We start from the raw sequence: 24,767 nt of genomic DNA, 5'->3' as shown, positions 1-24,767 counted from the left end.
TTTTTTCTCATAACAAACCCATAGAAACCAATATCATCTCCCAAAAAATAGTAAATTTCGAATTGTTAATTGGCAATCGAAGTTCATGAATATAGAAAAGCAAAGACTCAAAGAGGATAGGGAGAGAAAGAAACACTGGAAAAAATGGGGTCCATACTTGACAGAAAGACAGTGGGGGACAGTTCGAGAAGATTATAGCAAAGATGGTTCTGCGTGGGATAACGTGACCCATGAAGACGCCCGGAGTAAAGCATACAGGTGGGGGGAAGAAGGGATCGCTGGAATCTGTGACCATAAACAAAAGACCTGCATCAGCTGGGCTTTCTGGAATGGCAAAGACCACATGATCAAGGAAAGGCTTTTTGGACTTACCGGTAATCAAGGCAACCATGGTGAAGATGTAAAGGAACTCTATTATTATTTGGATAGTACGCCATCCCATAGTTATATGAAGATGCTGTACAAGTATCCGCAAAGTCAGTTCCCATATGAAGAACTCGTCGCTGAAAACAGAAAAAGGGGGAAAAGTGACCGGGAGTTTGAGCTGATTGACACTGGTGTATTTGACGAGGATGCCTACTTTGACATATTTATAGAATATGCCAAAAATGATGCAGAAGACATCGTAGGAAAAGCTACAGTCTTCAACAGGGGAAAGGAAGATGCCGAAATCTGGGTGATGCCCACTATTTGGTTCAGAAAAACCTGGTTTACGGGACATGAACCATTTATGCCTAAGTTGAGTAAAATCGATGACAATCAAATCAAGGCATTCACTCCCAAAAACGGGAATTATTTTTTCACATTCGATGGAAAACCTGACCTGAAGTTTTGTGACAACGAGACCAATAGGGAACGGTTGTATCACATCCCAAATGAAAAAAGCTTTCTAAAGGATGGTATCAATGACTACGTTGTCGATGGGGATGCGACCCATTTAAATCCTGAGGATTATGGCACAAAAGCAGCTGCGATATACAAACTTACAGTTCCTGCCGGTGAAAGTGTAGAAGTCAAATTCAGGATGATGCACCAAAGTGCAGAAGAGGCACTTCAGGAATTTGATGAAATCCTAGAGACAAGAAAAAAAGATGCTGATGACTTTTATGGTGAAATCCAAAAAACCATTGAAGACGAAGACTTAAAAAGTATACAGCGTCAAGCATTTGCCGGAATGATGTGGGGCAAGCAATTCTACTATTACAATGTAGAAAGATGGCTTGATGGAGACTCGGGAAGATATGTCCCACCTGTAGAACGGAAAAAAGGCAGGAATTACCATTGGAGGCACTTACAGAATTACGACATCATCTCCATGCCGGACAAATGGGAGTATCCTTGGTATGCCGCATGGGATTTGGCCTTCCACTGTATCCCAATCGCCAGGGTTGATCCCGATTTTGCAAAAGACCAGCTGATCCTGTTACTCAATGAATGGTATATGCATCCCAACGGTCAAATCCCCGCTTACGAATGGAATTTCAGTGATGTCAACCCACCTGTACATGCCTACGCTGTAGAGAGAGTCTACCAGATAGACAAAAAGATGAATGGAGGGGTTGGTGACCAAGAGTTTTTGGAGAGAGCACTTCACAAACTCATGCTCAACTTCACATGGTGGGTCAACCGGAAGGACAATGAAGGCAAGAATATTTTCGAGGGTGGATTTTTGGGCTTAGACAATATCTCATTAATAGACCGAAGCCATGCAGCCCTATACAAAGGCAAGCTGGAACAGGCAGATGCCACCTCGTGGATGGCTATGTTCTCATTGAATCTATTGAGGATTTCCTTGGATCTTTGCGAATTCAACAAAACTTATCAATACACTGCCACAAAGTTCCTTGAACATTTCCTTTATATCGCTGGGGCAATGAACAACATCTCCGGCGAAAATATCAGCCTTTGGGATGACGAAGACGATTTCTTTTATGATATATTCCATGTCCCGGGCAAAGACCCAAAGGTCATGAAGGTAAGGTCAATAGTCGGTATTATCCCATTCTTTGCAGTTGAACCTATCAGGGAAGATATGTTTGAAAACCTGCCCGAATTCAAAAAGAGAATGGAGTTTTTCCTGAAAGAAAAGCCAAAATTAGCTTCATTGGTGACCAGCTGGACCCATCCGGGACAAGACAAAAGGAGGCTTTTTGCATTACTGAGAGGACATAGGATGAAAAGTATCCTTCAAAGGATGCTTGATTCTGACGAATTCTTGAGTGAGTTTGGTATCAGGTCACTGTCCAAATACCACAAAGACAATCCATATTCGATGAGTTTAAATGGAAATGTTTCCACTATTTCATACATTCCTGGAGAATCAGACTCTTTGATGTTTGGAGGAAACTCCAACTGGAGGGGACCGATCTGGTTCCCTATCAACTACCTGATCATCGAATCACTCAAACGTTACGATTTCTATTACGGAGGTGAATTTTCGATAGAATACCCTACAGGCTCAGGAAATTTCCTCACCATGGACCTGATAGCCAAGGAGCTATCCCTAAGATGTATGAAAATCTTCATGAAGGATGAAAATGGCCACAGGCCCTTCAATGGAGATAATCAGAAAATCCAGGAAGACCCGCACTTCAAGGACCATATTCTTTTCTATGAGTACTTCCATGGAGACAATGGGCGAGGCTTGGGAGCTTCCCACCAGACTGGCTGGACAGGATTGGTAGCTGAGATGATTTATAAATTCCATAAAACAGAAGATAAAGACCATCATGCTTCTCCCCTATTTAGAATCTGACAGGCTCGAGGCGGGATGCGATGAAGTAGGCAGGGGCTGTCTATGCGGCCCTGTGGTCGCTGCAGCTGTAATCTTACCTGCTGACTATGCCGATGAATTGATCAATGATTCAAAAAAACTAAGCAAATCCAATCGGGAGTCTTTGGCATTGGAAATAAAGAAGTATGCGATTGCCTGGGCTATCGCAGAAGCAAGTGTTGAGGAAATTGACCAAATCAATATCCTCAACGCTTCATTTTTGGCTATGAACCGAGCGATAGAATCCCTTTCTACCAATCCAGAGCATCTTCTGATCGATGGAAACCGATTCAAAACCAACAATTCGATTCCCTATAGCTGTATAATAAAGGGCGATGGAAAATATGCAAGCATAGCTGCAGCATCGATCTTGGCTAAAGTATATAGGGATGATCTGATGTGTGAATATGCAAGTAAATATCCAGGATATAGTTGGGAGAAAAATGCCGGCTACCCTACCCTTGCCCATCGTGAAGGAATCAGAAAATTAGGTTTGACCCCCATACACCGAAAATCTTTCAAGCACTTGCCCGAGCAGATAAAGTTTGATTTTTAAAAGCTATAACTCCATTATTCTTTTCCCAAACTCGGCCAACATCGCATCATCAAAATCCAAATGCGTCACAAACCTGACTTGATCCTTTCCGAATCTGACTGTCTTGATATTTTTGTTTTCCAACTTTTGAAGCATCTCAGTCGGATCGATCCCAGACAATTTGGCAATGACGATATTGGTATTCACAGGTAAGACTTCTGCCACCAATGGGTGATCCATCAACATCCTCCCCAAACTTCTCGCCCTGCTATGGTCTTCCTTCAATCTATCGATATGATGATCCAGCGCATAAATGGCTGCAGCAGCCAAAAATCCAGCCTGACGCATCCCTCCGCCGAAAGCCTTCCGCACTTTTCTAGCCTTTTTGATATCAGCTTTGTTCCCCAATAGCACAGATCCTACCGGACATCCCAATCCTTTGCTCAGGCAGATGGAAATGGTATCAAACATGGCTCCCCAACCTTGGGGACTTTCCCCTGATTCTACCAGGGCATTGAACAAGCGTGCCCCATCCAAATGCAACTTCAATCCATGCTGGTCGCAAATCTCTTTGATAGGTTTGATTTCGTCTAAGGTGTAAATACTTCCTCCACCCTTGTTCATAGTGTTTTCCAAAGAAACCAAAGTAGTCTCTGCTGCATGTACATCATCCGGGTTGATGGAATCCAACACATCCTGAGGACTGATTTTACCAAATGCCCCATCCAGTAATTTGACAGAGGCATGGGAATTGGACATGATCCCCCCACCTTCATAAAGGTAAATATGGGAGTTTTTGTGACAGATAACTTCTGTTTGCAATCCTGTGTGTAGCCGAATGGCAATCTGGTTGGTCATGGTGCCTGATGGGCAAAACAACCCCGCCTCCATGCCAAACATGTCTGCTAGTTTTTCTTCCAAAGCATTTACAGTAGGGTCTTCCCCAAACACATCATCTCCAACAGGTGCAGCCCACATGGCTTGGAGCATATCGGGAGTTGGTTTTGTTAGCGTATCACTTCTTAGATCAATTACCATAAGTTGTATTTATAATATTTTGGTGGAAATATGGTTGATATAAACTTCGCGAAATATGCCTCTTTCTTGTGGAAGACATGTTTGGTGAAATATTGTTGGAATATACTCGGTGAAATAAAATAGAAAAAAGTTATTTGAAACAAGGTTGGAATATTTCTACTCTATTTCGGCGAAGCCTTATTTCTACAATATTTCACAAAGCATATTTCTATCTAATTTCAATTGTATTTCGACCCTATTTCAATTGTATCCCCCCAATATGTCTTGCCTATTTGAAATATCTAAATTTCGAACTTTCCGAAGGGATCAAATGCCCAATTGCTTTTGCTGCTTCAATAGGTCTATCTGTAGCTAGGATATCAGCACCTTTTTGGATGAATTCTGCATAAATCTGATCACCTTTGGCTATGGCACTTTTATCTAGGTTACCAATTACCCCAAGTATTGTGAACACACCTTTTTCATGAAGCAGCTCATTGAATTCCTTTGATCTCTCGGATGTGCCTGTGAATGCAATCCAACGATCAACCGGTATTCCTGACGCTTCAAACCTCTGTAACTCTTCTTCATTTCTGATGGTGACAGAAAGCATCAAATCTGGGTGGAGTCTATGGAGTTTTTTGGCAGCCTCCACACTATAAGAAATCACTGCAGCATACGGTTCTGCCTGATGCTTTTTGATAGCCTCAATGATCATTTCAAATGGCACTTCCCTTTTGACATCTACCGTGAGCAGCACTTTCCCGCGAGACCAATCCAATACTTCCCCAAAAGTTGGGACTTTGAATGCGGTCTCATTCCCATCCATATCCAGAAGGTTCAGCTCCTTTATTTCCTCATAAGTCAAATCACTGACATTTCCTTTGCCTGTGGTAGTCCTATCCAAGGTGTTGTCGTGCATCAGTACCAAAACCTTATCCTTGGTGATCGCTACATCCAGTTCGATAATGGCAGGCGTATGGGAAAGGACATTCTGAAATGCTTCCAATGAATTCTCTGGGAAACCCGGATAAGGTCCTCCACGATGGGCAGAGACCATGGGAATCCTATCTTCTGACCATGTGTAAAATAACTTGGCATCCTCAAAAGAGTCAATGCTAATGTTAAAAGCACTTTGGGGTTCTGTTTTGCTTTCTGTATCTGAACTACTTTGGCTTGAAGGGTTACAGGAAAACAAAAACAGCCCTGAAACCAGAACCAAAAACAATCGATACACCTTATTCATCATTTTTATCTTTTTTAAACCAAAATCCACTGGATCTATTTTGAAGCAAAGTCTCCATGTCCTGCAATTCCAGGTTGAGTGCCTTCGTCGAAATCAATATTTCCACCAAGGAAATTCCCAGTGAAATCAACAAAGCCAACATGCTTCCAATAAACACATAATTGGCAGCCGGCTGTGCATCGATAAATATCAAATACATACAGACTACACAAAGCAGAAAGCTGAGCACACCACAAAGCTGCATATATTTGATCATGCCCAATCTTCTTTTGAGATTGTGAATTTGCTCAATGATAATGTTTTCATCAGGGTTTTCGAGATATTTTTTATGAAGCCCCCGAATCAGGCTTGCAATGGCCAAAAACCGATTCGTAAATGCCAGCATCATCAATGTGATGGCCGAAAACAAAAGTGCCGGGGTTGAAAGTTGGAGTTCCATAAGTCTTAGAAATTTGAAAGTCCAAGTTGGGGAATATCCGTTAAAAAAGAAAACCGAAGGGGATTCCTTCGGTTTTCTTCTTTCAAATGGTTATAGATATTCATTCCATAACCGCCAAATTGATGTATTTCTCATCTTTGGTCACCACTGCAGCATCTAAATAAACCAACTTTCCGCCAGACACACCTGCAAATGCTCCAACATCATAATAATCAATTGGCTCACTTTGAACATACCACTTCATTTCAGTTAAATCAAGTTTAAACACTGATGAATATTCTCTATAGCGATCATTATTCTTATTATCGTTTATAGCAAAAGATACATGCAAATAGCTTTCATCAACAATTAAGTTGCTGACTTTTGCTGAAATCTGACGGTCTTGGGCAGGTATTTCACTTGGAAGAAATTTATTTGGAATAAAGATCAAATCCAATTCCATGTAATCAAGTCTTGGAATGGGAATAGATTGAAAACTCTCCCACTTTGAATCGAGGTCATAAACCCTGATTGATTTCTCAAATGGAAAACATATATACATTTTATCATTATGAAAATCTAAAGAATAATAGTTAGCAGGCACAAAATACCCAATGGGATTCGTCAATTCCTTTGGATAATCAACTATTCTTCTCTCAAGAGAACCGTCAGAGTCAAATACACCTATAAATTTACCCGAATTTTTGTAATAATTAGGATCTAGCATTGGAGTTCCTACAGGATTGAGTTCTACATAATACTTCCCTTTGTAACTTTTAAACTTTCCTCCTAAAATTCGAATAGAGGTCCCTGACTCAATATTTAGTGGAATCTCTTTTACAAATCTTCTCTCAAAATAATTATATACATAAACTTTGTTTTGTCTTGCCTCTAGCAAATAAATATTGGATAAATTATCCGCATCAAATGATGAAAAAAAAAGAGCTCTTTTTGGATTACTTCTTGGATCAACATAATCAAGCTGTTCTCCAGTAAATACATTATAAATTGACAAACCAGAAAACCCACTAAATGCAACAATAATTGAATCTGAGACTAGATTGACTTTATCTATTTTTTGAAAGAATCCAAAATCTTCTTTTAATTCGGTCGATGTATCAACACTCAACTTAAATTTCAAATATTCTACTTTATCCTCTTTATCATAGTTACAAGCCCAAGCAAGTATAGCTATTAAAACAAAATAGAAAATACAGCGCTGTATCATTTTTAAATTAATGTTGCTCTTCTTCGCCACAAATCAGCATACCTCCACTAGAACCGCATGCCCACATAATACAACTCCCACAATCATAAACATCACAACCACTACTATCTGCAACCCAGTCACAATCGACTGATTGAGCATTAATTTGAACTGTGGATAATAGAGAAAAACCTAACAGAAAAAAGGTCAATCCTAGGCTATAAAACAAATTTTTCATAACGTAAATAAATTAAAGACCCATTGCAAAACGCGGGCAGGATCGTGAAACCCAATCAAAAAGATACCGGTAAAATTGATCTAAACAATTATAGAAAAAAAACAATAGTTGTCAAGCTTTTCATTAGTTTTTATCCAAAAAACACTCATCATCAATAACTTGAAACAAAAAGGCCCGACTTCACAGTCGGGCCTTTTTGTTTCAAGTTTATTTTTAAGCCACAGGTCCCAACACCACCAATTTCTCCAAGGTTGGGCTTTCGCTGCCTCCCTTTGGTTCTATGGTGATGGCAAAGGCTCCTGCTGCAGCTACTGCTTGCATTTGTTGCAGGCTGAATTTCTTGTCTGCATTGACCAAACCAATCCCTACAGGACCATCGTCGCCGATTGCCCAAAGTTGGTAGTCAGAGTTTTCGTCCAGTTCATTGAGCGTATTGACAGAGATAAATACACTCTCAGCAGCTTTATCCCACCATACATCTACCTGAGCATCCTTCTGCATTTCAAAACCATCCCCTTTCATGGGAACCCTTTCAAAGTTCCCTGCCAAGAGTGTCTCCAACTGTGCGTCAGTTTGCTCAAAATTCACCTTGTACTGATCCAATTCCTCGGCTAGTACAGCCCGTTCTTCCACCAAAGTAGTGAACTTTTGGTCTACATCATAATAACGCGTCGCAAAGTAAATTGCAAACACCGAAGCTACTACGGCTATAATCGATGCTGCTGCTGCATAGGTCTTCCATGGCTGCATCGCAATTACTTTTGTTTCTTCCTTTGGCTTTCCCTGAGGCTTAGAAGTCGCTTTTACTTCTTTTTCCCAGGTATCCAAAACCTTTTCTTTCACAGAATCAGATGGAGCATGTCCTACCACGTTGTCAAAAGCAAACATGGCCTCCTCTATCTGCTCAAGTTCTTTCTTGATCTCAGGATATTGTTCGGCCATTTTCATGACCTCTTCCTGCTCCCTCACACTCAAATCTCCCAATACAAAGAGTTCGAGTTTCCCAGACGATATATATGCTTGTATATCCACTAAATTTTCTCTAAGTTCTTTTTTAACACATTTACAGCGGCTCGAATACGTGATTTGACCGTACCCAAAGGAATATCATATTCTTCCGATACCTCGGAGTGTGTATAACCTTTAAAGTAAATACATTCAACCACAAACCTTTGTTCCTCATTGAGGGCGGTCAAGAGCTCTTTGACCCCAATCCCATCCACAAGCTCCAAAGTACCCGATTCGCTTTCAATTCCATATACGAAATCATCTATCGTATTGGTCTTACTGCTCTTTGAAAATTCTTTAGACCTGGTTTTGTCTATCGCAGAATTCCGACAGATGTTTGCCATCCAAGTGTAAAGCCTTCCCTTAGATTCATCATAGCCATCGATTTTCCGGGTTATTTTGATAAAAGCATCATGGAATACCTCTTCCGCAATGTCTTTATCAATGATAATCCTGGAAATGACAGCGAAGAGTGCTCTTGAGTATTTATCATATAGATACTCCACCGTCTTGCGGTCTTGCGCCCTAAGTCCTTTAATCAACTGTTCTTCTTCCAAAAGATGCCTTTTATATTGTTTTCATTTTGTCTTAAAAAGAAAGCACAAGACAATATACTCGTCTTGTGCCTATAATATTATAATATATTCTTAGAAATTACAAATGAATCACTTCTCCATATGCAGCAGCAGCAGCTTCCATCACTGCTTCTGACATGGTTGGATGGGGATGGACTGTCTTGATCAAGTCCATTCCGGTAGTCTCCAGCTTACGGACTGCGACTATCTCTGCGATCATTTCGGTCACATTGGCACCTATCATGTGCGCCCCAAGCAACTCCCCATATTTGGCATCGAATATCAATTTGACAAAACCATCTTTTGCTCCGGCGGCTGATGCTTTTCCAGATGCAGAGAATGGGAATTTGCCAACTTTCAATTCATAGCCTGCTTCCTTCGCCTGAGCCTCGGTATATCCTACAGATGAAATTTCCGGAATACAATAAGTACATCCTGGGATATTGTTGTAATCCAATGCTTCTGGGTGATGTCCGGCAATTTTTTCAACACAAATAATCCCCTCGGCAGATGCAACGTGAGCCAATGCTGGACCAGCCACTACATCACCGATTGCATAATATCCCGGCATATTTGTTTTGTAATACTCGTCTGTTTTGATCTTGCCTTTTTCCACCAAAATCCCAACATCTTCCAAACCAATATTCTCAACATTGGATACCACACCGACGGCCGAAAGGACTACATCACACTCAATTGTAGATTCCGCCCCTTTTTTATCTTTCACAGTTACTTTACAGCCTTTTCCTTTGGTATCTACAGCAGTCACTTCTGTGCTGGTCATGATTTTGACGCCTGCCTTTTTGTAGATTTTTTCCAATGCTTTGGATACTTCTTCGTCTTCATTCGGAACAATCCTATCCATGAACTCTACGATCGTCACTTCTACTCCAATCGAGCTGTAAACGTAAGCGAATTCAACTCCGATTGCCCCAGAACCGACTACGACCATTTTGGAAGGCTTTGAGCCCAAGCTCATGGCTTTTCTGTACCCGATGATCTTTTCATTGTCGATCTTCAATGCAGGAAGCTCCCTAGCTCTGCCGCCTGTAGCAATGATGATATGCTCAGCTGCATAGACTGTCTTCTTGCCATCCTTATCTTCAACTTCCACTTTTTTGCCTGGCTGAACTTTCCCCCAGCCCAGCAGTTGGTCGATTTTGTTCTTTTTGAACAAAAATTGAATCCCTTTTGACATCCCACCTGCTACATCTCTGCTTCTTTTGATCATGGCATTGAAATCTACTTCTGCATCTTTCACCTTGATGCCATAATCCTCTGCATGGTTGATATATTCAAATACTTGAGCACTTTTAATCAATGCTTTGGTAGGAATACAACCCCAGTTCAAGCAAATACCACCCAATTCGGCAGCTTCTACCACTGCGGTTTTTAGACCCAATTGGGATGCACGGATCGCCGCCACATACCCTCCAGGTCCAGACCCCACTACAATCACATCATATTTCGTTGAAGACATATTTTTAATGTTTTATTTTTCAAATAAGCTACGCAAAAATAAGCTTTTTGTGGAGAGAAAAAAATTATGTGGGAGTCAAATGAAGGGGATCTCGCAAAGGTGCGAAAAGGTGCAAAGACTACAAAGAATCAATTATAATTTCAAAAATTCAAGAAAATAGAACAACCAAATACCAATCCATCCAAAAATGCCCGCAATACAAATATCTTCAAAAACAAACTTTGTCATTTTAAGAAGTTTACATTATAATTCAATCACCAATCGTAATCATCTTTCAATCCATTGACAACCCTGTGAATTCCATTTTTTAATAAGTTGGTTTTGAAGTTGATTATTAGCCCTAGTTTAAAATCAGAAAGTTTCAAGTATGTCAGTAATTGAGAAAAGTGAACTTTAGATACTTCTTCAACACATTTCAATTCAACAATCACTTTTTTTTCTATCATCAGATCAATTCGATAAGCTTTACCAATCTCTAAGCCATCCCATTCAACTGGCAACAAAACCTGCATTTGGACTTCTACACCTTCCTTTTGAAGTTCGTGTGCTAAAATCCTTTCATAAGCACTTTCTAGTAATCCTGGTCCAAGCTTCCTGTGAATATAAATCGCCTTACCAATAACAATCCTTGAAATCTGATTCTCTGTCATAAAAAATTATTGAAACAAAAAACTAATTTACTTCTCAAGTTAGTAAACTTTAAATTCAAGACAAAATTGAATTTATCAAAAATCAGTAGCCCCTTAAAATACTCCCAACAACTGTTCTATCAAACTTCTTGACCGTTGACGATTATCTAATTACTACAAACAATATCTCAACTATTTAAAATTCTTTTATGCGTTTCTCTGCTCCTCCGCAATCTTTGCGAGCTAACTTCCCTCTCCAACATATTTTTTTCTTAATTTTAAACTTTCAATTTAACTTTAAAATTTAAACCATGGGATTATTAAGCGGGAAAACAGCTCTGATCACGGGAGCATCAAAAGGTATAGGTAGAGCCATTGCCATCAGATATGCACAGGAAGGTGCAAACGTGGCTTTCACATATTTGTCAAGTGTGGAAAAAGGCCAAGCTTTGGAAAATGAATTGGCTGCCTTCGGCGTCAAAGCCAAAGGGTTCAAGTCCGATGCTTCCAACTTTGCTGCTGCTGAGGAACTGGTAAATGCTGTCATCACTGAATTTGGCGCATTGGATATCCTGATCAACAATGCAGGCATCACTAGGGACAACCTGCTCATGAGAATGACTGAAGATGCATGGGACGAAGTGATCAATGTAAACCTTAAATCCTGCTTCAATACCGTCAAAGCTGCAACACGTACCATGATGAAGGCCAAATCAGGTTCTATCATCAATATCACATCGGTGGTCGGTATCAAAGGAAATGCGGGCCAAGCCAATTACGCTGCTTCCAAATCTGGAATAGTAGGTTTCACCAAATCTGTAGCTTTGGAATTGGGATCTAGAAATATCCGTTGCAATGCTGTAGCTCCAGGTTTCATAGAAACAGAGATGACGGCTGTGTTAGATGAAAAAACCGTCCAAGGCTGGAGAGATGCCATTCCTATGCGACGTGGCGGTCAACCTGAGGAAGTAGCAAATGCATGTGTTTTCTTGGGATCAGACATGAGTTCTTACATCTCAGGTCAAGTGCTGCAGGTGGATGGAGCGATGTTGACGTAATTTGAGTGTACAAAGTACGATGTATAATGTACAAAGTCTAAGTAGTTATCTCACCTTGAAATTTATAGGTAAAAACAGAATCCCTGCTCAACATTATTGGGTAGGGATTTTGATTTTAGTAAAGTTGCGGTCATTACTTTGAAAATTGTAAGCATGGTTATTGATCATAAATAAAGTATGAAAGCCAGATCATTATTACAACTACTACTTCTCCCTACCCTTCTATTCTCTTGTAATGGCACCAAAATAGACAAGCTTCTAGGCTCCTCAAGCCCATACAAGGACTATGAAAACAGCTTAAAGAAAGCAGGAATGGAAGGGTATGCGTTGGGAAAAGACTGGATTGAGGCGGGTGAAAATGCACTTTCAAACCCATCCTCCATTTCCTTGCCTTACCAGGAAGTTACCCGATTTGAGAACGCAATACCACAGGCTATTTTCTTGGAATATAGCGTAACAGAAGGTCAGGAAATTGAAATAATTGTAGAGCAAGTTTCCCAACAAAGCGGAAAAGTGTTTATCGATGTTTTTGAAAGAAAGGAAGAAAACCTTAAAAACATCCATTTCGCAAAAGAAGGGACTTCGCTGACTTACCAAGTCTCAAACTCAGGTGTAAATGGCGTTAGGATTCAGCCAGAACTATTTCACGGGGGAATCATTCAAATAGCCGTCACCTATAATGCCTCCCTGACCTTTCCTATAGAAGGAAAAAACCACCAATCCATAGGCAGTTTCTTTGGAGTAGCTAGGGATGGCGGAGCAAGAAAACATGAAGGTATTGATGTTTTTGCTCCCAAAGGTACTCCTGTGGTCGCAGTGGCAGAAGGAAGGATTTCTAGGGTTGGCAGCAATAGGTTGGGAGGAAAAACAGTCAGCCTTTCTTCTGGTGGTTATTCATATTATTTTGCACACCTCGACAGCCAGTTGGTCAGTATAGGACAAAAAATCAAGCCCGGAGACACGCTTGGATTGGTTGGAAATACAGGGAATGCAGTTACAACACCCCCACATTTGCATTTTGGCATTTATAAACCGGGAAGAGGCGCTGTCGATCCCTTTCCTTTTTTGGCAAAGGCCAAACAACTGCCTGAACCAAATATGGGAGACAGCATAAACTTGGGGACGCTCCACAAAATCATTGTCCCAAAAGCAAACCTAAGACAAGAGCCAAGCACTCAGTCTTCAGCTATTTCACAACTTCCTACCAACACAGTAGTCATTGCATTGGCGAAAACATCAGACTGGTTCAGAGTAAGATTGCCTGATGGAATGAATGGGTATTTGCATCAAAATTTGATCAGTCCGGATTTGACCTCTTTGGCAACAATAGCCTTGGACAATGCCATAACACTCAAAGAAGGTTTTTTGGATGGGAATTCCTTTCCATCCAACCTGATCGGCAAGGAAGCAGAAGTAGTCGGTGAATTTGGCTCCCATAGAATGCTGAAATCAGAATCAGGGGCTTTTTATTGGGCTTTGGATTGATTTAAGCCCTCTGTATTCCCCTTAATTTAATTAGTCTTATGATCGAATAAAATATACCCGAAATCGGTATAAAAAGTAAAACCAGATATTCGATAGTTTTAAAATAATATCGCAAAACACACAACCTATTCTAGAAAAACAAGTATATTGTAATGATATCAATTTAATATCATTACAATATGGAAAAAATAATCAAACCCCTCTCTGGCTATTTAATGGTTTTGGTGGCGATAGCACTGATTCCTGCCACAGCATTCTTTATCGTCAATGGATCAAAAATCCCAGGCATACTCACAATTGTAGGATTTATCTTTATCCTTCCGGGATTTTTCACACTCCAGCCCAACAAGGCAATGGTCTTGATCCTTTTCGGTGCATACAAAGGCACGGTAAAAGCCAATGGCTTCTTTTGGGTAAACCCATTTATGACCAAAAACAAAATCTCACTTCGGGTAAGGAATTTTGAAAACAAGCCATTGAAAGTAAATGATAAAATCGGTAATCCAGTAATGGTCGGAACAATTGTCGTTTGGCAGGTAGAAGATACTTTTAAGGCTACTTTTGAAGTTGAGGATTACGAAAATTTCATTCACCTCCAATCGGATGCAGCGGTAAGAAAGATGGCGGGGAAATACCCCTATGATGATTTTGAAGCTGAAAATGCCGAAATCACTTTACGTTCTGGTGTAGAAGATGTCAATCATTCTTTGGAAGCAGAGATTTCAGAACGCCTACACCATGCAGGCATCAAGGTGATTGAAGCAAGGATTTCCCATTTGGCTTATGCATCTGAGATTGCATCCGCTATGCTTCAAAGACAGCAAGCTACAGCCATTGTCGCCGCAAGAAGAAAGATTGTAGATGGAGCAGTTGGAATGGTAGAAATGGCTTTGGAAGATTTGAAAATCAAGGGCATTATCGAATTTGAAGAAGAAAGAAAAGCCGCCATGGTTAGCAACTTGATGGTGGTCCTATGTTCAGACCGCTCTGCAAGTCCAGTATTGAACGTAGGTACATTAAACCAATAAGAAATGAAATCTTGGACAAATGACCAAGAAGGGATGGGTTCATAAATGAAAAAGGAAATGCCAAGTAAAAAACCATTTGCATTGCGTATTGACGAAAAACTCATGAAAGCTGTTGAAAAATGGGCTGAGGATGAGTTTCGTAGTACGAATGGTCAGATAGAATGGATAATCTATGAAGCTCTGAAAAAAGCAAAGAGATTACAAAAACAAAAAGACCAAGAATCTTGAGAATCTTGGTCTTTTTTTAGAACACATAATATAATCAATCAACTTCTTTGGGGAGATATAATAGCTTTTTATTCTCAAAATCATATAGAGTCAATGCCCTCATCTCATAATAAGCGGTCCAATAATCCCTTAATGATTGGATAAAAGCTCTTTTATTGCTATCCTTTTCCTGTTGGGCAATATTCAGATCAGTGATGGTCACATTTCCGTTTTGATATCTCTGAAGTGATATCTCATATCTTTTGTCAGCTACTTCATCCGAAAGTTTGGTGATTTCCATTCTGTCCTTGAGCATTTGGAAATTCTTCACTTTTGTGAAAATCTCCTGCTCAAAGTTAATAATCTCTTGATCTATCGTATAATCAACCAGTTTTTTGGAAGCATGAGCTTGACCCATTCTAGCTTTGTTTCTCCCCCAATCCAATACTGGGATATAAAATCCCAGATTGACTAAAGTTTGCCTGTTTGGGTCTGTGTAAATATCCCTCCATTCCAAAGCTGCATTATTAAGTCCATATGAAGCATTGATTGACATATCAAACCGCTGACCACGCGCTCTCGCCACTTCCGAATCTGCCTCTATCCTTCTCCTATCAAAACCTAAAGCTTCTGCCCTATTCTGGTAAGCCCTTTCCAAAGCCTCATCAACAGGCACCTCGAATGAAGGTATCTCCCTTGGGGCAACCAACACCAAATCGGTAGCTTCATTGAGCCCTACGTATGACTTCAACCTTAAAGACCGATCTTCCATATCCAATTTTGCTTGCGCTAGTTGTTGCTGAGCCTGCAATACTTGAAGTCGGACCTGGAGTAACTTATCTTCATAAGTAGTCCCTATATTATATCTTCCCTGCTCTATTTTATAAATATCTTCAAAATTCTTTAAATTCTTCGTTGCAATCTCAAGATTAATCTGAGCATCTAGATAATCAAAAAACAAAGAAGAAACGAACCTACTTATCCCTTCCATTTCTTCTACAAATTCCCTTTTACTCTCCTCATATCTCAATGGCTCTATTTTTTTATCCCATTTTAACCTATTGAAGTTAAAGATAGGCTGACTAAGCCTAACATTTACAGGCACGCCTGTCCATTGTGTCTGGGGTGTACCTGTAGGGGCTATAAAGTTATCGAATCTATTTGTAGAAGAATTTATGGAAATTGTACCACCTGTTGCCGCTATCTCCTGCTGCACACCAACCTCAAGATCCATAAAGTTTTGTCTAATCTCACGAGGCACATAAGTTCCATCTGGCTGTTCTACATTGCTGAATGCTTGTGTAAAACCAGGTATCGTACCACCAAGCCTCAGTTGAGGGTTATAATTAGATTTAAAAAGCCTATACTGCCAGAACCTATTTTCTTTTTGTGTTTCTGCTCTCAATGCTGCAGGAGATTGACTTTTGGCTCTTTCCACTATTTGATCTAGTGTATATTCTAGTTGTTGTTGAGAATACGCCAAATTGTTTGATGATAGGAATACCCCTACGAAAATGGCACAAAGAATTAATTTTCTATTCATATCTTAAAGAAGTTATTGGATCCTGACTTGCTGCTTTTTGGGCAGGCGCAATCCCAAATATCAAGCCTACTGTAGCAGCTACGCCGAAGGAAAGCAAAATGGAAGCAAAGGAGACAACCGTTGGAAAATCACCAAAGACAGAAACCGTATAGGCCAATATCACCCCCAATATCACTCCTATAATACCTCCAGATACACTGATCATAATAGACTCAAAAAGGAATTGGTTAACAATATCGGATTTTTTCGCACCTAACGAAAGCCTTAGGCCAATTTCTTTTATTCTTTCCATAACAGATGCCAACATGATATTCATGATGCCTATCCCCCCTACCAGCAATGATATACCTGCTATAGCCCCAAGTACAATATTAAATATGTTTTGGGTCCTTTGCTGTTGTTTCAAAAGGAGCTCAGGAATGGTGATTTCAAAATCCACTACTCCATTATGGCTTCTTGCCAAAAGTTTTGAAATAACCTCAGCGGTGGGATTCAACGCTTCACTTTCCCCTACCTGCACCACCAGTTTGTCTATTTGGTGATAATTTGGGTTTTTCTGGCTTGCCTCATTGGACTCTAGATCATAACCAGTGACCAAATCGCGGTTTTTGAACCTTACAAGCATACTTTGTACAGGGATGTAAACATCCATATTGAAATCCCTTATTCCAAGTTTTGAAATACTCTGTTCGGAGACAAGCCGTTCCTCCATAATCCCAATTATTTCCAACCATTGGCTTCCACTTTTAATCTTTCGTCCTATGGGGTTTTCCTTCGGGAAAAATTTGCGCTGTACCCCCTTTCCAATGATGCACACTGGATCACCTTTGATTTCGTTGGCCTCACTGAACAACCTTCCCTCATCCAGTTTGAAATCCAGCACTTCAAAATATGCCGGAGTGATCCCCACCAGCTTAGCAGACCTTCGAATACCGCCATACACAATATTGGTTTCCAATACTACCTCAGGGCTTATCCTTGCTATACCTGGAATGCTCTTTTTGATAGACTGGACATCTATCAGCCTAAGCCCAGGCGAAAACTTCTTCCTTTCCTTTCCCAAATCAGAGTCTTCACTGATATTTTCTTCAAATTGCTCAACAATAGGCTGTATCACTATATTGTTGACCCCCACAAGTTTGATCTGTTCCAGTATCTCCTGTTGTGCCCCGTTGCCAATAGCCAACATGGCAATCACCGCAGCAACACCGAATATGATCCCCAAAGCTGTCAAAAAGGACCTCAACCTGTTTGCGATGACAGCTTCCAATGCAATGGAAAAATTAGCGAGTAACCTCTCGTCGATCACTGGTCTTTTCACTGTGCTCTCCCCCTTCTTCTATTTCCCCTGGGAGCCTCCTCCTTCTCTTCTTCTTCCTCTATACCCGCAGCTTCATTGAAAATCTCCATCCTTTTCCCATTCAATTCTGCCATTAATTTTACTGGGGCATTTTTTGCAAAATCAGGCGTGGATAAATAGACCCTCTCCCCTTCGTTCAACCCCTTCTCGATGATGATGTCATTCAAATTGGACATCCCCAAAAGTACTTCTTGCTTCGTGCCATTCTTCAAAAAAACATAATTGATACTGTCATTATGGACATTGATTGCCTCCAATGGCACATATAAAACATCTCCGACCTTGTCTACTATAATCATATTACTGGTCGTCATAGCCGGTCTCAGTGAAGGATCGCTTTCATTGACTACTATTACTACTTCAAACACCTTCGCATCAGAGTTAGGCCTTTGTTGTCCAATATTCGCAACTTTTTTTACCGTACCTGTAAGCTTTTTATCCGGAAAAGCGTCCAGCCCGATTTCGACTTTCTGCCCATTTTTAATTTTCCTAATGTCTACTTCATTGATATAGGTAACACTTTGCATCCTGCTGAGGTCAGGCAATGTAGCTACGATAGGATTCCATGCACTTATCTGAGAACCTTCCTTAATCTTCATCCCCCTTCCCGATTGGTATATAACCATCCCATTCTGGGGAGCCCGAACTGTGAATTTCTCAAGAACTTCCTGCATCTGCACAAGTTCATTTTCATATTCCCTTACTCTTGCGGCCACTTCTACCATTCTTGCTCTTTCTTGGAGGATCTTCACCCGATATCTGTCCTTTGCCTGCTCCAAATCCCTTTGGGCCTTTTCTACATTGTACTCATTTTGCTTGACTATAGCCGGTGGCTCAAATTGGGACTGTTCAACCACCAATTTCCGCTCTTCAACTATATATTCCAGATTTGTAATATTATCCCTTTCTTGTCTCAATACCAGTGAGGTATCCAATTGAATTTGTTCATATTGGGCTTTGCTCTGCTCGAGATCCAATCTGCGGTCTTCTATCCTTCCAAAAAGTTCCGATTTATCCAGTTCGGCGATGACATCCCCTTTTGATACCACTGTCCCTTCATCTACCATGCTTTCGATTGTCATATTGTTGACACGAAATCTTCTGGCTTCAACCGGTCCCAACACTTCCACTGAATTCAACGCTTCCAACTCACCTGAACTGGTTATCTCTACCCTAAAGTCACCTTTCTTGGCAACGGCCATGATCTCGAAACCCTCACCTGTCTTTACCGAAAAAAATCTCCAGACAAAAATCAGCACTACAAAAACTATGGCAAGTATTATATATACTTTCTTGTTTTTCATTATATTATTTTGGCGTTTATTTATTTTACAAATTTAGTGTATTGAATTCCCTTAGTTCCCCCAACAATAATAAAATATTACCACTAACATAAAATCAGTCAATTATACCAATGATTACAATGACTTCAATACTTTTGCTCGAACATTGCTTAAATTGCAAATCAATTAGAAATTTATTGCTAATTTCATTACTTCCAAAGTAACAGAAATCCATGAAGTCTATCATCAGTTTTGTAATCAGATACATCCCCAGAAAATACCTACAGCTTGTTTCCCATATTTTTTTGAGGATTTTAGCTGTATTTTATAGAGGGGATCAAGTTTCTTGCAATGTCTGTGGTCACACTTTCAGAAAATTCCTTCCCTATGGAAGAAAAGCAAGGGAAAATGCCCTTTGCCCCAATTGCTTGGCACTAGAGAGGCACCGCTTGATGTGGCTGTTTCTACAAGAAAAAACCAATTTCTTCAAAGATCAATTGAGAGTCCTCCATATCGCCCCGGAGCTTTGCTTTATAGACCGAATGGATGCTCTCTCCAATTTAGAGTATATTACTGGCGATATAGAATCACCACTTGCCAAAGTAAAGCTTGATGTCCATCAAATCCCATTTGAAAACGAATCTTTTGATGTAGTCTTTTGCAACCATGTAATGGAACATGTAGATGATGATACCTTAGCATGCTCAGAGATCAATCGGGTCTTGAAAAAAAATGGATGGGGGATCATTCAATCGCCGGTGTATGACCATGAAACCACTTTGGAAGATACAAACATCACAGATCCTGCCGAAAGGGAAAGGATGTTTGGGCAACGTGACCATGTTAGAAAATACGGCAAGGACTATGCTGTCAGGTTGAGCGCATCTGGGCTTAATGTTCAAGAGAACCTGTTTGTAAAAACTTTGTCCCAAGAGAAAATCAAAGAACACGGGCTTCCTGAAAATGAGATAATTTACTTTTGCCAAAAAGGTTGAACTATCCTTTCAACAATTTCCTAAGACTTTCGACAATCAAGCCCAAGCCATAAGCAGACAGTTGCCCGAAGGATGTGACTACAGAAACCAATCCGATTATTATCGATTTATTGACAAGGGTGGAGTCCAAGAATACGGCAACTTTCCAAATAGCTAAAGTAAAAACCCCACCGATCAAAATTATACTGTCACTTTGCAAAACAAACACAGCTATTGCCAATGCTAATACAAAGAGCAAAAAAACAGCAGGCAATACATGCACCAATTTGATAGCTTCGGGGTGATACCTGCTCACATTGACCCTATTCTGTCCAAACGAATAACTTTGTTTGAAAAAACCCCAAAGTGTATTTTTCCTTCTGTGGATGACATATGCCTCTTCGACCAGTTCCAGCTTCATCCCTAGCTTTTTCAACCGGATACTCAACTCAATATCCTCGCCTTTATTTGGATCTATAAAGCCTTCAGATTTCTCAAATGCCTCTCTTGAAAGCCCCATATTGTATCCTCTGGCTTGGTACTTGCCTAGATTCTTAAGCTTCCCTCTTATACCACCTGTGGTGAGCTTGGATGTCATACTGTAATTCATTGCTTTTTGGACAACCGAAAATCCCGAATCAGCGGCATCTGGACCACCAAAGGCATCTAGGTTTCTGGTTACAATTGCAGATTTCAGCGAGGAAAAATAATTCGGAGGGATAATACAATCTGAATCAAACATGACCAGAAAATCGCCTTTGGAATTTCTCATTCCATAATTCCGTGCAAACCCCTGTCCAACATTTGGAATAAAGAAGTAATGAATATCCAGTTGTTGTTGAAAAACAGGAATCAGGTGCTTACAGGTCTTTTCTGAACCATCTTCAACAATGACAACTTCAAAGCCCCTATCTTCTTGCAATACCAGACTTTGAAGAAGTTCTTCGATTTCATCTGGTCTATTGTAAACGGGTATGATGACTGAAAAGAACATCAATCATTCATGTTAATTTGTCCACTGATATTGTAATCAGCCTTCTTGGAATTGTTGGATGTCATCATTTCTGCCAAGAAACCAGTCAAAAATAGTTGCACCCCTACGATCAATGCTACCAAAGCCAAGAAAAACAAAGGTTGCTCTGTAATCTCTCGCACCTTCGTTCCCAAATACAGGCCATAGACTTTTTGGAAAATAAGCCAAATCGTGATCAAAAAACCAGAAGAAAATGAAATCGTCCCCAGCAATCCAAAGAAATGCATTGGCTTCTTTTTGTACCTATTTACAAAAGAAACAGATATCAAGTCCAAAAAACCGTTCAAGAATCTCTCAATACCAAATTTGGTTTCTCCGTATTTCCTTGCCCGGTGTTCCACCACCCTTTCACCAATCTTGGCAAATCCATTCCACTTAGCTATCAAAGGGATATATCTATGCATCTCACCATAGATATGGATATTTTTCACCACTTTTTGTTTGTAAGCTTTCAGACCACAATTGAAATCGTGTAATTTGATACCAGAAATCCATCTGGTGACACCATTGAAAAATTTAGAGGGAATGGTCTTTGAAATAGGGTCAAAACGCTTCTTTTTCCAACCTGACACGATATCATAGCCATCAATCGTAACCATATCATACAACCCTGGTATTTCATCTGGGCTATCTTGCAAATCCGCATCCATCGTGATCACTACTTCACCTTTGGCCTTACTGAACCCCATATCCAAAGCAGCTGATTTACCATAATTACGGGTAAAATTCACGGCTTTGACATTTGGATTCAACTCCGATAATTTTGAAATGATGTCCCATGAATCATCTGTACTCCCATCATTGATAAAAATGATTTCATAAGAAAAGCCGTGATCATGCATGACCCGGCTAATCCAATTGTTCAATTCTGGTAAAGAATCCTGTTCATTGAAAACAGGCACTATCACGGAAATTTGAATCATTTTGATTTCTTAGTAATCTTCTGTTCGTTTATTGATTGCAACAGCTATTAGACCTAAAATCAGGAATCCAAAAACAGCACCTATAAATGACGCTATTCCCATAAATTCCTCTGTCTGAAAAAATTTCATGAATTCAGGAAGAGCATCAGGATCATAAGTTGCTCCCATTTTTTCTTGTGCCTCAATCTGAGCTTCCAATACTCGATCCATAAATGTGGTATCGATAAATTTGATATAAATGTAGGTGCCCACTGCCCTGATCACGCCACCAAGCAAACCTACCAATGCGACAATCTTAAAACCTTGTCCAAAAGACAAGAGCCCATCATTTGAATCCCTATATTCTTTTGTGGCCAAAAAATAGATAGTAAATGCAATGGCTATATTTATCAAACTGGCAATAACTGACCCTGCAGTACCCATTGTGCTTAAATCGAAAATAGCAGATAGGATAGCTACTATTAAACCAATCAATCCATACATTAAACCCCATTTCTTAACAGAGTCTCCTAAAGTAATTTTTTCTTCCATGTTTGTAGTTATTTAAAATTTCTTCTTAAAATTATGGAAATTATTATTGTAAAAAAGAGTCCTGGTATAATTTTCCAAATAAAATCATTGGATCCTATGTCAAAAGCAGACATTTCAAGTAGATTTTCATAGGTAATGTCAAACGATTCTATTCCGAGTTGCTCCACTATCAATTCTTTATTTTCGATCAGCATTTCCAGCTTGCTGACCTTTACTTCTTCGAATAGGCTTGGAGACAATAGCAAGATTACCCAAATACCCAACCCGGAGACAGCTGCGATCATAGAATAAATCAAAAACCCGACTGACATTCCATCAGAAAAACTCAAAAGTCCTCCATTGACTTGATTCCGGTAAAACCTAATTCCGATAAACAAGAATATGGGAATCAAAAAGTACCCAAACAACATGCTCATTTTCGTTGGATCGATGCCCATGAGTTTGAAAAGCACAAACGCAAGTACACAAAACACACCTCCTATCAACCCGAATTTATAAGATGCTTGGATTCTGTTGTTCATTTAGAATTTGATAAATTTGGATCCGTTGATTACATATTTCACTTTCCCTACCAAGTCCTTCCCAAACCATGGCGTGTTATTGGATAGTGACAGATTTGTTTTGTGGTTAAAAGTCCAAGATTCACTTGGGTCGAAGATCGTCAAACTATTGTCAGCAGAATTTGCCAAATCCAAAACAGCAGCAGGTCCGGACGTGATTTTTTGGATCAATAGAGGCCAAGACAATTCTTCTGACAAAGAAACCAATGCCGGTAAAAAAGTCTGTAAACCGATCATTCCAAAAGAAGCTAAGTCAAACTCCATATGCTTGGAATCAAAATCCTGTGGCTGGTGATTTGACACAATGGCATCAATCGTTCCATCCTTCAATCCTTCAACAATCGCCTTCCTGTCTTCCTCGCTCCTAAAAGGTGGTATCACTTTCAGGTTTGAATCAAAACCTGAAAGATCACTGTCATTGAAAATCAATTGATAGATAGAAACATCTGCCGTCACTTTCAGTCCAGATTTTTTGGCCTCTCGAATGAGGGCTACAGAATTCCCGGAACTGATAGTCTGAAAATGAAGCTTTCCACCTGTATACTTTAGGATCTCGATATTTCTATGGATAGCAATCTCTTCGGATATATTTGGGATCCCTTTCATGCCGACCATGGTAGAAACCTCACCTTCATGGATCTGTCCAAATAGAGCCAACAAAGGGTCATAGGAATGATCAAACAATACTCCATTGAATTTTTGAAGGTATTGCAAGATCTTCATTAACCGGTCTGGATTCGACAAAGGATTGATACCATCCCCGAACACAAACACTCCTTCATTGTTGATATCAAGAATTTCAGTAAAATCTTCCCCCTTGTTATCCCTAGTCGCAGCAGCCTGGATAATCAACTCAGTAAAAAGATTTGATGCTTTTGCTTTTATGAACTGAATGTCATTTTTTGATTGGATGGCCGGTACAGTATTGGGCATTATGACTGCTTTGGAAAATCCACTTATAGCCAAAACTTCACCCAAACTTTCTATTGTCTCCTTATATTCCAGGCCTGGCTCGCCCATCATACACCTCAAATCAACCCATCCTTTGGAAGCATACAGTCCAGTGCAGTCAATCTCCTCCTTAATAGCTAAATTATCAGGTCTTGATGATACAATTTCACCATTTTCAATTATATAATCTTGAGCTGGATATATTTTTTCAGAATCAATAAACTGGAGTGATTTCAATAAAATTGCCATGAAGAAAATTGTTTGTGCAAAACTGCAACTTTATTCCCTAAAAAGGAAATTGAAGGTTGGAAGATTTGTTGCTAAACAAGTTTTAATGTTGCAGGGGTTGGGGTTTCAAAGTTGAAAAGTTACAAAGTTGGAAGGTTACAAGGTTGAACCAATCTAAGGTTGGTGTTTTTGTGGAGATTGAAAAATTACAAGATTGGAATATTGTAGAGATCCCCTCCATAGATCTTGGTCCATTTGATTCCAATCGGCCAGCCAAGACGGGCTTTCCATCGGGGCAGATTTTGGATTCTATGTCCCAAAAAGCCCAAACGCAAAAAAGCCAGTCGCGAATGCTATCGGGACTGGCTTTGGTATAATGTGGCGGCGACCTACTCTCCCGGGTGTAACCCCAGTACCATCGGCGCGGCAGGGCTTAACTTCTCTGTTCGGGATGGGAAGAGGTGGGACCCCTGCGCT

Annotated in this window: 24 protein-coding genes and 1 rRNA gene; 8 read left to right on the top strand and 17 right to left on the bottom strand. The window is 40.1% G+C overall.

Annotation, left to right across the window (positions count from 1 at the left end; all coding sequences use genetic code 11):
- Positions 1–85: 85 nt before the first annotated feature.
- Together ACFSKL_RS01595 and ACFSKL_RS01590 are read left to right on the top strand one after the other, a co-directional pair.
- Positions 86–2,755 (top strand): MGH1-like glycoside hydrolase domain-containing protein, encoded by a 2,670-nt coding sequence (locus ACFSKL_RS01595; protein ID WP_376882841.1) that lies wholly within the window; start codon positions 86–88, stop codon positions 2,753–2,755.
- Positions 2,730–3,329, top strand: coding sequence for a ribonuclease HII (locus tag ACFSKL_RS01590; RefSeq protein WP_376882838.1), 600 nt, complete (start codon positions 2,730–2,732; stop codon positions 3,327–3,329). The genes ACFSKL_RS01595 and ACFSKL_RS01590 overlap by 26 nt, the downstream gene beginning before the upstream one ends.
- Positions 3,330–3,332: 3 nt before the next feature.
- Here the strand turns inward: ACFSKL_RS01590 and ACFSKL_RS01585 are convergent, their stop codons facing one another.
- The 8 genes from ACFSKL_RS01585 to ACFSKL_RS01550 all read right to left on the bottom strand — a co-directional run bounded on the left by ACFSKL_RS01585 (position 3,333) and on the right by ACFSKL_RS01550 (position 11,147).
- Entirely contained in the window at positions 3,333–4,346 is a 1,014-nt protein-coding gene (locus ACFSKL_RS01585) for a threonine aldolase family protein (protein WP_376882836.1), read from the bottom strand.
- A 268-nt stretch (positions 4,347–4,614) separates the two neighbouring features.
- Positions 4,615–5,574, bottom strand: a complete 960-nt coding sequence (locus tag ACFSKL_RS01580; RefSeq protein ID WP_376882834.1) for a glycerophosphodiester phosphodiesterase family protein — start codon at positions 5,572–5,574, stop codon at positions 4,615–4,617.
- Positions 5,564–6,010 (bottom strand): DUF2721 domain-containing protein, encoded by a 447-nt coding sequence (locus tag ACFSKL_RS01575; RefSeq protein WP_376882831.1) that lies wholly within the window; start codon positions 6,008–6,010, stop codon positions 5,564–5,566. Before ACFSKL_RS01575 ends, ACFSKL_RS01580 begins: the two co-directional genes overlap by 11 nt.
- A gap of 100 nt (positions 6,011–6,110) precedes the next feature.
- Positions 6,111–7,217, bottom strand: coding sequence for a hypothetical protein (locus ACFSKL_RS01570; protein WP_376882828.1), 1,107 nt, complete (start codon positions 7,215–7,217; stop codon positions 6,111–6,113).
- Positions 7,218–7,647: 430 nt separating this feature from the next.
- Positions 7,648–8,466: an anti-sigma factor domain-containing protein gene (locus ACFSKL_RS01565; protein ID WP_376882825.1), complete on the bottom strand. Its 819-nt coding sequence runs from the start codon at positions 8,464–8,466 to the stop codon at positions 7,648–7,650.
- The gene (locus tag ACFSKL_RS01560) at positions 8,466–8,999 is read right to left on the bottom strand and encodes an RNA polymerase sigma factor (protein ID WP_376882823.1); all 534 of its coding nucleotides are present in this window, start codon (positions 8,997–8,999) and stop codon (positions 8,466–8,468) included. Before ACFSKL_RS01560 ends, ACFSKL_RS01565 begins: the two co-directional genes overlap by 1 nt.
- Positions 9,000–9,096: 97 nt before the next feature.
- The gene (gene lpdA / locus ACFSKL_RS01555) at positions 9,097–10,497 is read right to left on the bottom strand and encodes a dihydrolipoyl dehydrogenase (RefSeq protein ID WP_376882821.1); all 1,401 of its coding nucleotides are present in this window, start codon (positions 10,495–10,497) and stop codon (positions 9,097–9,099) included.
- A 254-nt stretch (positions 10,498–10,751) separates the two neighbouring features.
- A complete protein-coding gene (locus ACFSKL_RS01550) occupies positions 10,752–11,147 on the bottom strand; it encodes a GxxExxY protein (RefSeq protein ID WP_376882818.1) in 396 nt (131 codons plus the stop codon).
- 290 nt (positions 11,148–11,437) lie between these two features.
- Here ACFSKL_RS01550 and fabG point away from each other — a divergent pair, with 290 nt between their 5' ends.
- The 4 genes from fabG (at position 11,438) to ACFSKL_RS01530 (ending at position 14,925) form a co-directional block, all read left to right on the top strand.
- Positions 11,438–12,184 (top strand): 3-oxoacyl-[acyl-carrier-protein] reductase, encoded by a 747-nt coding sequence (fabG, locus tag ACFSKL_RS01545; RefSeq protein WP_376882816.1) that lies wholly within the window; start codon positions 11,438–11,440, stop codon positions 12,182–12,184.
- Positions 12,185–12,361: 177 nt separating this feature from the next.
- Positions 12,362–13,669 carry a peptidoglycan DD-metalloendopeptidase family protein gene (locus ACFSKL_RS01540; RefSeq protein ID WP_376882814.1) on the top strand — a complete coding sequence of 436 codons (1,308 nt, stop codon included), beginning with the start codon at positions 12,362–12,364 and terminating at the stop codon, positions 13,667–13,669.
- Positions 13,670–13,848: 179 nt separating this feature from the next.
- Positions 13,849–14,697, top strand: coding sequence for an SPFH domain-containing protein (locus ACFSKL_RS01535; RefSeq protein WP_376882811.1), 849 nt, complete (start codon positions 13,849–13,851; stop codon positions 14,695–14,697).
- Positions 14,698–14,754: 57 nt separating this feature from the next.
- Complete coding sequence (locus tag ACFSKL_RS01530; protein ID WP_376883067.1) at positions 14,755–14,925, top strand: type II toxin-antitoxin system antitoxin; 171 nt, start codon at positions 14,755–14,757, stop codon at positions 14,923–14,925.
- Positions 14,926–14,959: 34 nt separating this feature from the next.
- Here ACFSKL_RS01530 and ACFSKL_RS01525 read toward each other — a convergent pair whose 3' ends face one another.
- The 3 genes from ACFSKL_RS01525 to ACFSKL_RS01515 are packed head-to-tail and all read right to left on the bottom strand — an operon-like array spanning position 14,960 to position 19,111.
- A complete protein-coding gene (locus tag ACFSKL_RS01525) occupies positions 14,960–16,447 on the bottom strand; it encodes a TolC family protein (protein WP_376882808.1) in 1,488 nt (495 codons plus the stop codon).
- Positions 16,440–17,768 carry an ABC transporter permease gene (locus ACFSKL_RS01520; RefSeq protein ID WP_376882806.1) on the bottom strand — a complete coding sequence of 443 codons (1,329 nt, stop codon included), beginning with the start codon at positions 17,766–17,768 and terminating at the stop codon, positions 16,440–16,442. The genes ACFSKL_RS01525 and ACFSKL_RS01520 overlap by 8 nt, the downstream gene beginning before the upstream one ends.
- Positions 17,765–19,111: an efflux RND transporter periplasmic adaptor subunit gene (locus tag ACFSKL_RS01515; RefSeq protein ID WP_376882804.1), complete on the bottom strand. Its 1,347-nt coding sequence runs from the start codon at positions 19,109–19,111 to the stop codon at positions 17,765–17,767. Before ACFSKL_RS01515 ends, ACFSKL_RS01520 begins: the two co-directional genes overlap by 4 nt.
- 212 nt (positions 19,112–19,323) lie before the next feature.
- Here ACFSKL_RS01515 and ACFSKL_RS01510 point away from each other — a divergent pair, with 212 nt between their 5' ends.
- Positions 19,324–20,085, top strand: a complete 762-nt coding sequence (locus ACFSKL_RS01510; RefSeq protein ID WP_376882802.1) for a class I SAM-dependent methyltransferase — start codon at positions 19,324–19,326, stop codon at positions 20,083–20,085.
- Between the two features lies 1 nt (position 20,086).
- On the opposite strand, the gene ACFSKL_RS01505 is transcribed toward ACFSKL_RS01510, so the two are convergent.
- The 5 genes from ACFSKL_RS01505 to ACFSKL_RS01485 are packed head-to-tail and all read right to left on the bottom strand — an operon-like array spanning position 20,087 to position 24,311.
- Entirely contained in the window at positions 20,087–21,058 is a 972-nt protein-coding gene (locus ACFSKL_RS01505; RefSeq protein WP_376882800.1) for a glycosyltransferase family 2 protein, read from the bottom strand.
- Positions 21,058–22,020, bottom strand: coding sequence for a glycosyltransferase family 2 protein (locus ACFSKL_RS01500; protein WP_376882798.1), 963 nt, complete (start codon positions 22,018–22,020; stop codon positions 21,058–21,060). The genes ACFSKL_RS01505 and ACFSKL_RS01500 overlap by 1 nt, the downstream gene beginning before the upstream one ends.
- 9 nt (positions 22,021–22,029) lie before the next feature.
- On the bottom strand, positions 22,030–22,551 hold the full coding sequence (locus tag ACFSKL_RS01495; RefSeq protein ID WP_376882795.1) for a DUF4199 domain-containing protein: 522 nt from the start codon (positions 22,549–22,551) through the stop codon (positions 22,030–22,032).
- Between the two features lie 8 nt (positions 22,552–22,559).
- A complete protein-coding gene (locus ACFSKL_RS01490) occupies positions 22,560–23,072 on the bottom strand; it encodes a DUF4199 domain-containing protein (RefSeq protein WP_376882792.1) in 513 nt (170 codons plus the stop codon).
- Complete coding sequence (locus ACFSKL_RS01485) at positions 23,073–24,311, bottom strand: dihydroorotase (protein ID WP_376882790.1); 1,239 nt, start codon at positions 24,309–24,311, stop codon at positions 23,073–23,075. It lies immediately after the preceding gene.
- Between the two features lie 143 nt (positions 24,312–24,454).
- On the opposite strand from ACFSKL_RS01485, the gene ACFSKL_RS01480 reads away from it, so the two are divergent.
- Entirely contained in the window at positions 24,455–24,667 is a 213-nt protein-coding gene (locus tag ACFSKL_RS01480) for a hypothetical protein (protein ID WP_376882788.1), read from the top strand.
- Here ACFSKL_RS01480 and rrf read toward each other — a convergent pair.
- Positions 24,667–24,767: ribosomal RNA gene (rrf, locus tag ACFSKL_RS01475) — 5S ribosomal RNA — on the bottom strand; the annotation flags it as partial. The two genes, ACFSKL_RS01480 and rrf, sit on opposite strands and share 1 nt — an antisense overlap.

It is taken from the genome of Belliella marina (assembly GCF_042682445.1).
Taxonomy (GTDB): Bacteria; Bacteroidota; Bacteroidia; order Cytophagales; family Cyclobacteriaceae; genus Belliella; species Belliella marina.
Note: the sequence above shows the minus strand (reverse complement) of the source record. Positions and strands in the feature narration are given on the sequence as shown.